This is a genomic window from Hypnocyclicus thermotrophus, assembly GCF_004365575.1.
Taxonomy (GTDB): Bacteria; Fusobacteriota; Fusobacteriia; order Fusobacteriales; family Fusobacteriaceae; genus Hypnocyclicus; species Hypnocyclicus thermotrophus.
The window spans coordinates 47,739-59,638 of record NZ_SOBG01000003.1 but is presented as its reverse complement, the minus strand read 5'-3'; the positions used below and the strand labels follow the sequence as shown (position 1 = coordinate 59,638).

The following is an 11,900-nucleotide window of genomic DNA, read 5'->3' as shown; positions in this document are numbered from 1 at the left end:
CCATTCTAAAAAGGGGTAAAACCTTCACCAAGTACTTCATAAACTTCTGATATAATCACAAAAGCATTTGGATCAATTTGTTTTACATAATTTTTTAATTCATGTATTTCATTATTTTTTAAAACTGTCATTATGATTTTTTTATCTTTATTTGTATAAAGTCCATTTCCATATAATCCAGTGCCACCTCTATCAAAATCATGTAATATAAGATTTTTTATATCTTCATGATAATCACTTATAATATATATCATTTTTGAATAACTAACCCCTTCAAATATTTTGTTTATTGCAACAGCACCGGCATAAAGTGAAATTATAGCATAAAGTCCTTTTTCTATACCAAATACAGAACTACCAGCTAATAAAATCAAACCATCTATAAAAATAAATGAATAACCAAGAGGTATTTTGAAATATTTATTTATTATCTGAGCAACAATATCAGTTCCTCCAGTACTTCCACCAAACTTCATTATTAAACCTACACCAATTCCAGTAATAACTCCACCAAATATAGGTGCAATAAGTGCATTACTTGCTTTATCAAAATCAATAATATTATTAGCATTAGGAATAATAAATCTTAATAAATCAATATAGACAGATAAAAATACAGTTCCAAAAAAAGTTTTTACTCCATATGTTTTACCAAAAATTTTTAATCCTATTAAAAACAAGGGAATATTTAATGCTAACATTACTAAACCAACAGGTAAATTAAATGTATAATATAAAATTGTAGCGATACCAGATACACCACCAGAAACAATCTTGCCAGGAACTAAAAATAATCCAATTCCTATTGCTGAGATTACTAAACCAAAATTTATAAAAAAATAATCAACAAGTATATCCTTAAGTTTGTTTTTCAATTTATTCCTCCTCTTTATTTTTAAACCTTTTATTCATGATTTCTTGATTTTTTTCCATTTCAACTTCTTCAATTTCACGAAGTATTTTATTTTTTAAATGATATTCTTTCTTTGAATCATAACCAAGTTTTTTAGCACGAAGTTTCATAGTAGCTATTTCAACCATTGAAGCAGCATTTCTTCCAGAAGAAATATATAAATCAACTTTTTGAAAAGGTGTATCCATAATTGAAATAGTAGATTCTGTATAATCAGCTTTTGTTAAATACTCATCTTCTTTTAATTCTTTTAATTCTATAATAATATCTAATTTTTTAGATCTTCTAACAGCTCCAAGGCCATATAAAGTTTTTATATCAATTATCCCAAGGCCCCTAATTTCCATAAAATAAGGTACTTTATCTGCTCTTCCAACTACTCTACCGTCAGGATATTTTGTAAGCTTAACCATATCATCAGCTATTAATCTATGACCTCTATGGATAAGTTCAAGAGCAGTTTCACTCTTTCCTATTCCACTCTTACCTTTTAATAGAACTCCAAATCCATATACTTCAACCATAACGCCATGTAATGTAATTGAAGGAGCAAAATAAACTTCTAAATATTCTAGTAAATCTATATATAATTCAGAATATTGTTTAGATGAATAAAGAACAATCTGATTGTATTTATTTGCTATATCAAGGAAATATTTAGGAACATCTTCTATTCCGAGTAAAATAACTGCGGGAAAATCATAAGACATATATTTATCTAAAATATCAATTCTAATATTTTCATCAAGCATTTCTAAATATTTAAATTCAGAATCAGTAATTATCTGTAACTTATCCTCACCATTTTCTTCCATTAATTCATAAAAACCAGAAAATTCTAATGAAGGTTTATAAATATTTGTAGAAGTTATAAATCTGTTATTTAATTTATTTTCTCCAAGTATAATATCAAAATTAAATTTTTGTTGAAATTCTTCAATTGATAAAGCTTTAAAAAATCCCATATCATTATCTCCAATTCTTTTTTTTCTATTTTTTTTTATTAGTTTTTGTGTTTCTTCTAAGAAGTATTTTGCGGGGTTTTGGCCATTTTTTTTCATTCGCATATTCATCGCAGCAGTCTCTATAATTATAGCTAAATTTCTTCCTTTACGTACTGGGATAATAAGTTTTTCTATTTCAATACCTAATATATATTGAGTAGTAGAATCAATACCGAGTCTGTCATAAAACACAGAATCTGACCATTTTTCTAATTTTACAATTAGGTCAATTTTTTTTGAATTTCTTGTAGAGCCTATACCAAAAAATTCAACAATATTAATTTTTTCTACTTCACTAATATTTAAAAAATAATTTCTATTCAATCTTTTATTACTATAAGCATTTTCACCAATAATTTCATTTTCAGAAATTTTTTTTATATTTAAAAGACCATCAGTGATAAAACGATGATTTTTTTCTAACAATTCTATACAAGTCCCTACTATTGCATTTCTATCACCAGCAAATAAAATTCCCATTCCAAATATTTCTAAAAAAATAAATTTATTTACAACAATTTCAGGAGCTAATTCTTTTTGTAAAAATTTTCTTAAATCTTTTACAAAAAGTTCATAACTTGTATTTGTACGTAAAATAGCTTTATTATATTTTTTAGAAAGTTCATAAAAAAATGAATTTATTTTTAAATCTCCAGTAATAACAATACAAGGAAATGAATGAGAAAAATAATTTGGTAAACGTGTTTCTAATTCTTTGTGAGAAAGTCTATTTATATAGTTAATTTCTTCTACTCCAAATACATGAATAGAATTATCAACTTCTGTAGAATTTTCAAAGATAAATCCTGTTAATTCTGCACCGGGCTTATGTACAGCAGATAATACAATTTCTTTTGATAAATTTTCATTATAATTAATGACTTCTAAATTAAATGTCTCAATAATATTTTCTAAACTAACAACTTTTTCCATTTTAATACCTCATTTTTATTAATGGTTTAATTTCTGGGAAAGCTTTTATAACTTTTTTTTCTAAAAGCTCAGCGTCTTCTCTTGTTTTAAAATTACTTGAAATAACTATATTATAATTATTATTTAAAGGTGATTTTATAATAATAAAATTAGATATATTACTTAATTTTTTTTGCATTTCAATAGCATTTTCTTCAATAGAATAAGTTCCAATCTGTAAATAATAAGATTTTTTTAGTTTTTTTTCCGTATAATTTTTTTTAGAATTAAAAGTAGTATTTTTTATATTCGAGTAATATTTATTGTCTAAAAAGAAATTTTTTTTCCGTATAATTATTTTATTTTTTATTAATTCTAAATTTTTTTCTTTTACTTCTAAAAGAAGTTGATTTTTTTTAGAAATATAAACATATATTAGCAAAAAAAAAGTTATACTAATAATAATATATCTAATATTTTTTTTCATAATATAATCTCCATTAAATATTTTTTTTGAATTCTGAAATCAAATAAAACGAACCTGCTATCACAATAGCTTTTTTATTAAATTTTTTTGCTAAGTTAAAAGCTTCTTGAATATCTTCTTTATAATTAGAAAATTTAAAATGTTTTTTACCTTTATTATATAGGTCTTTAGCACTTAAGCCTCTATAATAATACTTGAGGCTAGTAAAAATAACAATATTGGTAAATTCACTAAATGTTTTTAATACAGTATCACTATCTTTATCTTCTAATATTGAAGTAATTAAAACAATATCATCTTTTTTAAGTATTTCAAGACAATTATTTTTTAATGCTAAAGCAGAATCTTCATTATGAGCACCATCTAAAATAATTAAAGGTGTTTTAGAAAATACTTCAAATCTTCCAGGCCAATATATATTTTTTACAGCATTTTGAATAAAAATATCATCTATATTTAAATATTTTAAAGCAGAATAGGCTAATATAAAATTATCACCTTGAAAAATTCCATAAAGTGATAAATTAAATTTTTTCTTGTTTATAGAAATATTAGTAAAAAATTTTTCTTTGTCAAGAGTAGTTGTATAATTAAATTTTTTATTAGCAATAATATAGTTATTTGTTCTTGATTTTACACAATCAAGCAAAACTTTTTGTTTATCTAAAATGACAACGGGAGAGTTTTTAATAATTCCACATTTTTCTTCTGCTATTTCTTCTAATGTGTTTCCTAAAATATTAATATGATCATAAGAAATGTTAGTTATTATAGAAAGAATTGGATTAACTACATTAGTAGCATCATATTTCCCACCAAGCCCCACTTCAGCAACCAAATAATCGATATTCATATCTTTAAAATATAAAAATGCCATAGCAGTAGTTACTTCAAAAAAAGTAGCTTTAATATCATTTTCTAAAATAATTTTTTTTATTTTCAAATAATATTTAGTGATATCTTCATCAGTTATTTCATTTTTATCTACTACAATTCTTTCATTAAAATTAATTATATGTGGCGAAGTATACTTACCTACAGAAAAACCAGCTTCAATTAAAGAATGTTCAATAATTGAAGCTGTAGAACCTTTTCCATTAGTACCAGCTATATGTATTATTTTATAAGAATCTTGAGGATTTTCACATTTTTTTAGTATTTGTTTTATATTATCTAATCCAAGTTTTATACCAAATTTTGTATATGAGTATAATTCATTTAAAATGTTATTCACCATTTATTTTCACCTATAATTTTTCAAGCATTTTTAATACTATCTCTTTAGAATGTTTTGCTGCTTTTTTTACAAAAGTGGGAAAATCAACTTTTGCATTGTGATCAGCTTTATCAGAAATAGCTCTAAGAATGACAAATGGAATATTAAACATATAACACACATGAGCAATTGAAGCACCTTCCATTTCAGCACATGATGCATTAAATGTTTCTTTTAGCCACTCTATTTTTTTAATAGAACTAATAAATTGATCACCACTTACAATAATTCCTTCTCTTACTTGTTTTTCTTTAAAAATATCTAAAGCGGCTTCTTTAGCTATTTTTCTTAAATTTTCATCAGCTGTAAATTCAGAAGTTTTCATTCTTGGAATAACACCAGGTTTTAAGCCAAAAGCAGTTACATCAAAGTCATGTTCGATTAATTTTGTAGAAATAACAATATCTCCAATTTCTATATCATTATCTACTCCACCAGCAACACCGGTAAATATTATTTTTTTTACTTTAAAATGATTAATTAATAAAGTAGCACATACTGCCGAATTTACCTTTCCAATACCACTTTCCACTAAAATAATTTTTTTATTATTTATAGTACCTTTGAAAAAAGTTATATTTGAAATTGTTTCTTCACTAAGGTTATTAATAATTTCTTTTAATTCAATTATCTCTTCGTGCATAGCACCGATTATTCCTATCACTTTCTATCACCTCGTAAAATATTTTGAATTTGAATAAAGTATATCATAAATATATATTAGATTGCAAAAGCTTCTTGTATATCAATCAACTCAAATTTATCTAAATAATCATCAATATTTTCTAAATTAACAATTCTAGTAGAATGAGTTATAAGCATTTTTTCAAATAAATTTCTAACAAATCTAGCATTTGCAAAATTTTTATCTTTTTCTTTAAAATGCTTAAATTGTTTTATTAGATAATCATAAGTAGTTTCATCTAGAGAATAGTAATTTTTATTACAAAAATAAGATAAAATTTTATATAAATCTTTTGAAGAATAATTGTGAAAATGAATAAATTTATTAAATCTTGATTCTAATCCTGGATTAGATTTTATAAAACGTTTCATTTCATTTTTATATCCTGCAACAATAACAATTAAATTCTTTCTATTATCTTCCATCTCTTTAAGTAATGTATTTATAGCTTCATGTCCATAATCCATTCCAGATTCTGAATATAAACTATATGCTTCATCAATAAAAAGTACTCCCCCAAGGGCTTCTTTAATTTTTTTCTTTACTTTTGGAGCTGTTTGCCCCACATATTCTCCAACTAAATCACTTCTATCCACCTCTACTAAATGACCATTTGATAAAATTCCTAGATTTTTATATATTTTAGCAATAAGTCTAGCAACAGTTGTTTTTCCAGTTCCAGGATTACCAGTAAAAACTAAATGAAGAGATAAATTTGGAATTATCATTCCTTTTTCTTTTCTCAAATTTTGTACTTTTATAAAGTTAATGAGTTTATTAACATCTTCTTTTACACTATCTAATCCAATTAATGAATTTAATTCTTCTAAAGGATCAAGTTTTTCAATTAATATATTTTTTTCAGGAGTTTTTTGGTTATTAATCCAAATACCTTCATAGATAATATTACCATTTTCATCAAATTCTTTACCTTGTCCATGTTTAAAACCATTAATCCATTCACCATCATAAATAAGTTTACCATTTATATATTCTTTACCTTTACCATTTTTTAAACCATTACTATATTGACCTTCATAAATAATATTACCATTTTCATCAAATTTTTTACCAAATCCATGAGGTAAGTTATTAATCCATTCACCTTCGTATTGAATTTTACCATTTTTATTATATATTCTACCATTTCCATGACCATAGCAATTACGCCATTCACCGTCATACTCTATAGTTCCGTCACCACGATACATTTTACCATTTCCATGAAAAAGATTATTAGACCAAAATCCCTCATATCCTAGTTGTTCACCTTTTATATATTCTTTACCAAAACCATGTTTTAAATTATTTAAATATTCACCGTCATATGTAATAAATTTATTTTCTTTTCTTTTTAAACGTTTTTTATAGTAGTATTCTTCAGGCAAAATAGTTGATAAAAATTTGGAATTTTCCATTTAACTCACCTTTAATTAAATCTTTGTATTTTTAAATTATTATTCTATACTATTTTATCATTTATATTTAATTTTATCAATAAATTAACTTGAATAAAGTTTTTTATCATGTTAGTATAAAAAGTAATGAATTTTAATAATATAAACTAATTATATAGGTAGTATTTTAGAAAGGAAAAATATGTTAACTACAAAATGGATAGAGAATAAAAAACATTTTAAAACATTTGAAAATATTGATTTAGATAATGAAATTATAGATTTATTATTAAATAGAGGGATAGATGATGAAAAAAAAATAACTAAATTTATTAACTCTAATTTAGAAAACATATCTACTCCATTTTCATTAAAAGATGTTGATAAAGGAGTGGAATTAATATTTAATGCAATAAAAAACAAAAAAAACATTTGGATATACGGGGATTATGATGTTGATGGAATTACTTCTACATCTTTATCTTATTTATCTTTAAAAGAAATATATGATAATGTGTTTTATTATATACCACTTAGAGATGAAGGATATGGTTTAAATAAGGAAGCTCTTGAATATATAAAAAAAGAAGGTGGAGATTTAGTAATTACGGTAGATTGCGGTATATCATCTATTGATGAAGTAGATTTTGCAAATTCAATTGAATTAGATATAATTATAACAGATCATCACGAGATAAATAATAAATTACCAAATGCTAAAGCTGTAATTAATCCTAAGAGAGATGAAAATGAGTTTGAATTTAAATATTTGGCAGGAGTAGGAACAGTTTTTATGCTTTTATATGGACTCTATATAAAATTAGGTATAAAAAATGAAATATTTAAATTTATAGATATAGTTGCAATAGGAACTGTGGCTGATATAGTACCACTTGTAGAAGAAAATAGAATTTTTGTAAAACATGGTTTAAAAAAATTAAGAGACACAAAAAATATTGGTTTGAAAAAATTATTAAAAAATATTTATGGTGAGTATAAAAATAAAGAGTTAGATACATATGATATAGGATTTATTATTGCGCCAGTATTTAACGCTGCTGGAAGATTAGAAGATGCAAAAAAAGCAGTTAGATTAATTATAACTAATTCTGAAACAGAAGCTGAATATTTATCAAAAGAGTTAATTGAACAAAATAATGAAAGAAAAGATATACAAAATACTATACTTGAAAAAGTTGAAAAAGATATTATATCAAGAGGACTTGATAAAAGAGGAGCTATTGTATCATATTCTAGAGACTATCATCATGGAATAATTGGGATTGTAGCATCAAAAATAGTAGATAAATATTATAAACCAACTATAATTATGGAAGTAAAAGAAACTGAAAAAATAGCTGTCGCTTCTTGTAGGAGTATAGAAAACTTTAATATAATGGATGCTTTAAATAGTATGAAAGAGGTATTTTTAAAATATGGAGGTCATGCTGGAGCAGCTGGATTTTCAATAGAAATAGATAAAATTACAGAATTTGAAAACAAGTTAGATGAATATTGTAAAAAAATTTTAGGAAAAGATGATTATATAAAACCTTTAAAAATTGATAGAGAACTTATTATTGATAAAATATCTTTTGAATTTTTTGAAAAATTAAAATTATTAAAACCTTTTGGTTTTAGTAATCCAAATCCTATTTTTTCAATAAGAAACATTAGAGTAACAAACGTTAGATTAATAGGAAAAGAAAAGACACATTTAATGTTTGATATAATAAAAGAGAGTATATATATAAGGAATTTAGTTTGGTTTAATAATGGACATATGAAAGATAATTTAGAGTTAAATAAATTTTATAATATCGCTGTAAAACTAAAACAAGAAATGTATAAAGATAAATATTATATAAAATTATATGTAGAAGATATAAAAGAAAGTGATGGAAAAGATAATAAAATAAAAAATTATATAGATAAATACAATCTTAATTTTCCTTTAAAGTCAGTGTTTTATACAAAAGAAAAATTAGATATTAATGATAACTTAGCTATTGAATTTGATGAGGAATTTGCAAAAATTAAAAATGGATTTAAAATTGTAGGTTTTTTAAATAAGGATATTTTTAATAATTTAATTTATTTAAAAAAAAATTTTAATTTTAATTATATAATAAAAATTAAAAAAATAGAAGAAAAAGAGGCAAATTATAATATTTTTATAGAAATAGATAGAGATTATAATTTTAATTCATTTTCAATAAAAGAAGCAAATATTTTTAATGATATAAAAAAATTTTTAATTAGTGATTTTGAATATAATTCTTTTCAAAAAAAAGTATTAGGAGCTATTTTTAAAGATAAAAAAACTGTATTAGCAGTTACAAAGTATGGTAGAGGAATAGATACAATTTATTTAACGCTTGCAATTTATTTAAAAACTGTAAAAGAAAAAAAAATATTACTTATTACAAAAGATAAAAAAAGTAAATTTTTGAAAAATTATCTAGATATTTCAAATGAATATATAAAAGGGTATGATTTTTATATTTATGATAATATTAATCCAAAAGATTTTATAAAAAATTCTTTAGTAATCAGTTATAGCGATATAGATAATATAGATAATAGATATTTTTTTATAAAAGATAGTATAAATGAAAAAAATATTGTTATATTAACAGAAGATGAATTGATAAGAAAAGGTTTTGATGAGGATAATATTTATACTAAAAAAATTCCGATTTTAGAAAAGAAACATATAGTAAATTTATTAAAAACAAAAGAGATAATTTACGGAACAAGAGATCTTAGAGCATTATTATAAAAAGAGCGATGTTAATTATCGCTCTTAATTTATTTTTTTATTATACTAAAAAAATCATTTATTCTTTTATTTTCAGAAGAAAAAATATTTTTAGGAGTATCAATAGTTAAGACTTTTCCTTTATCCATAAAAATTATTCTATCAGAAATTTCTTTTACAAAATTCATTTGATGGCTAACAATAAGCATTGTAATGTTTCCATCAGCAAGATTTTTAATTACATTTAATACTTCGTTTACAAGCTCTGGATCTAACGCACTTGTTGGTTCATCAAATAAAATAATGTCTGGATTTAATGCGAGTGCTCTAGCTATAGCAACGCGTTGTTTTTGTCCACCACTTATTTCATCAGGATAATTATTTTCTTTTCCATCCATTTGTACTTTTTTTAGTAAATCTATAGCTGTTTTTCTAGCCTCTTTTTTATCAGTTTTATTAACTAAAATTAAAGGTTCGCATACGTTTTCTAAAACTGTTTTATGAGGAAAAAGATTAAAATTTTGAAAAATCATTCCCATTTTTAATAATATATCTTTTTTTAGTTTTTTATCAATTTTTTTATTGTTATCAAAAATAATTGTATTTTCAACGATTAATTTACCAGAATTAATTTTTTCTAATTGAATAAGTGAACGAAGAAGAGTTGATTTTCCACTTCCACTAGGGCCAATTATAGATATTATTTCTCCTTTTTTTATATTTAATGAGATATTATCAAGAACCTTAAAATCACCATAATATTTTGTTATATTTTCTAATTGTATGATATCCATTTAATTCACCTTATTTCTGTTTTCAAAATATTTAAAGATATAAACTATAAGAGAGCTAATACAAAGATATATAATTGTAGCTATTACAAATGGTATAATTGTAAATTCTCTACTAACTATTTCTTTTGAATTACGTAATATTTCAGCCATACCAATAGCAGAGATTAAAGCTGTATCTTTTACAAGAGTAATAGCTTCATTTGAAAGTGCAGGAAGAACTCTTCTTACCGCTTGAGGAATTATTATTTCTTTCATAGTTTGATAATATGTAAAGCCTAATACATGAGAAGCTTCATATTGTCCTTTATCTATACTTTCAATACCACTTCTAAATATTTCAGTTAAATATGCTGTATAATTAACAACAAAGGTTACTACTGATGCTGTAAAAGGAGTGAGTATTATATTAATAATAGGTAAACCATAATACATAAAAAAAAGTTGTAAAAGAAGTGGCGTTCCTCTAAATACCCATGTATATAAAGTAATTAATTTTTTTATAAACTTGTATTTAGTTGTATAAAGTACAGCTAATATTAAAGATATAGGAACTGTAAATATAAATGTAGCAATATATAGCTTTACACTTATATTAAGTCCTTTTAATATATATAGTGTCATGTCAATAGTATTCATAAAAATCCCTTCTATAATAAAAAGTAATATAAATTATTTTAAAACAATATCTTCACCAAACCATTTTTTAGATATTTTTGCTGTTGTACCATCTTTTTTCATTTCATCAAGAGCTTTATTAAGTAAATCCAAAAATTCTTTATCGCCTTTTCGTACTCCTACTCCATATTCTTCTCGTCCAAAATCATCATTTAAAACTTTATAGATTTTTTTATTTTCTCTTTTTTCTTTTTTAGCAATATAATATCTAGCAACAATTTCATCTACAACAACCGCATCAATTCTACCAGCTTCAAGATCAAGTAATGCTTCAATATTTGAATCGTATTTTTTTATGTTTTTCAAATTTTTGTAAATAGAATCAGACATTACAGCAGTGTCAGCACTACTTCCAAGTTGAAGTCCAATAATTTTATTTTTTAAATCTTGTTTTGATTTAATATTATTTTTATTTAAAATAACAATAGATTGTCTATTTGCAAGATATGGTTTTGTAAAGTTAATTTGTTTTTTTCTATTAGCTGTAATAGTTAAACCATTCCAAATCACATCGATATTACCACCTTTTAATGCAAAAATTATTCCGCTCCATTCAGTAGGTTTAAATTCTACATTTAAATTCATTCGTTTCGCAGCTTCTTTTGCTAAATCAATATCAAATCCTACAATATTACCTTTTTCATCTTTAAATCCCATAGGTGCAAAAGTATCGTCAAGTCCAACAACAAACTTTCCTTTTGTTATAACTTTATCTTTTGAAAAGCCTAAAGTTGAAATTCCTAAAAATAAAACTAATACTACTAATAAAATTTTTTTCATATTCAATCCTCTCCTTTTTATATTTTATTCAAATTTAAAATCTTTATATTACCTTAATATTTTTTTGCTATATATAATAAGTAATAAAAAAATTATATATTTTAATTATATTTAATGGATTTTCTCTAGATGATTTTTTAATAAATAAAAAAATCATCTAGAAGCTATATCTAGATGATCCTCATAAGTAAAAGATGTTCATCACAGATACAGCAC

At 23.4% G+C, this 11,900-nt stretch carries 10 protein-coding genes; 1 reads left to right on the top strand and 9 read right to left on the bottom strand.

Translation table 11 applies throughout. The annotated features are described in order from the left end of the window. Positions 1-5: 5 nt before the first annotated feature. Genes EV215_RS03835 through EV215_RS03810 form a run of 6 tightly spaced genes read right to left on the bottom strand, consistent with a single transcriptional unit; the run spans position 6 to position 6,695 of the window. Complete coding sequence (locus EV215_RS03835; protein ID WP_134112678.1) at positions 6-875, bottom strand: YitT family protein; 870 nt, start codon at positions 873-875, stop codon at positions 6-8. 1 nt (position 876) lies between these two features. Then, the gene (hprK, locus tag EV215_RS03830; protein WP_134112677.1) at positions 877-2,850 is read right to left on the bottom strand and encodes an HPr(Ser) kinase/phosphatase; all 1,974 of its coding nucleotides are present in this window, start codon (positions 2,848-2,850) and stop codon (positions 877-879) included. A gap of 1 nt (position 2,851) precedes the next feature. Then, positions 2,852-3,316 carry an SPOR domain-containing protein gene (locus EV215_RS03825; RefSeq protein WP_134112676.1) on the bottom strand — a complete coding sequence of 155 codons (465 nt, stop codon included), beginning with the start codon at positions 3,314-3,316 and terminating at the stop codon, positions 2,852-2,854. Between the two features lie 13 nt (positions 3,317-3,329). Next, positions 3,330-4,553 (bottom strand): bifunctional folylpolyglutamate synthase/dihydrofolate synthase, encoded by a 1,224-nt coding sequence (locus tag EV215_RS03820; protein ID WP_134112675.1) that lies wholly within the window; start codon positions 4,551-4,553, stop codon positions 3,330-3,332. A gap of 10 nt (positions 4,554-4,563) precedes the next feature. Continuing rightward, complete coding sequence (locus tag EV215_RS03815) at positions 4,564-5,256, bottom strand: 5'-methylthioadenosine/adenosylhomocysteine nucleosidase (protein WP_134112674.1); 693 nt, start codon at positions 5,254-5,256, stop codon at positions 4,564-4,566. Positions 5,257-5,312: 56 nt separating this feature from the next. Continuing rightward, positions 5,313-6,695 carry an AAA family ATPase gene (locus EV215_RS03810; RefSeq protein ID WP_134112673.1) on the bottom strand — a complete coding sequence of 461 codons (1,383 nt, stop codon included), beginning with the start codon at positions 6,693-6,695 and terminating at the stop codon, positions 5,313-5,315. 181 nt (positions 6,696-6,876) lie between these two features. Here EV215_RS03810 and recJ point away from each other — a divergent pair, with 181 nt between their 5' ends. Beyond that, complete coding sequence (gene recJ / locus EV215_RS03805) at positions 6,877-9,456, top strand: single-stranded-DNA-specific exonuclease RecJ (RefSeq protein WP_134112672.1); 2,580 nt, start codon at positions 6,877-6,879, stop codon at positions 9,454-9,456. 29 nt (positions 9,457-9,485) lie between these two features. Here recJ and EV215_RS03800 read toward each other — a convergent pair whose 3' ends face one another. From EV215_RS03800 to EV215_RS03790, 3 genes are read right to left on the bottom strand one after another with little or no spacing between them, the layout of a single operon-like run. Beyond that, the gene (locus EV215_RS03800) at positions 9,486-10,223 is read right to left on the bottom strand and encodes an amino acid ABC transporter ATP-binding protein (RefSeq protein ID WP_166667351.1); all 738 of its coding nucleotides are present in this window, start codon (positions 10,221-10,223) and stop codon (positions 9,486-9,488) included. Positions 10,224-10,229: 6 nt separating this feature from the next. Continuing rightward, on the bottom strand, positions 10,230-10,865 hold the full coding sequence (locus tag EV215_RS03795; protein ID WP_134112670.1) for an amino acid ABC transporter permease: 636 nt from the start codon (positions 10,863-10,865) through the stop codon (positions 10,230-10,232). A gap of 33 nt (positions 10,866-10,898) precedes the next feature. Next, positions 10,899-11,684, bottom strand: coding sequence for an amino acid ABC transporter substrate-binding protein (locus EV215_RS03790; RefSeq protein ID WP_134112669.1), 786 nt, complete (start codon positions 11,682-11,684; stop codon positions 10,899-10,901). Between the last annotated feature and the right edge of the window lie 216 nt (positions 11,685-11,900).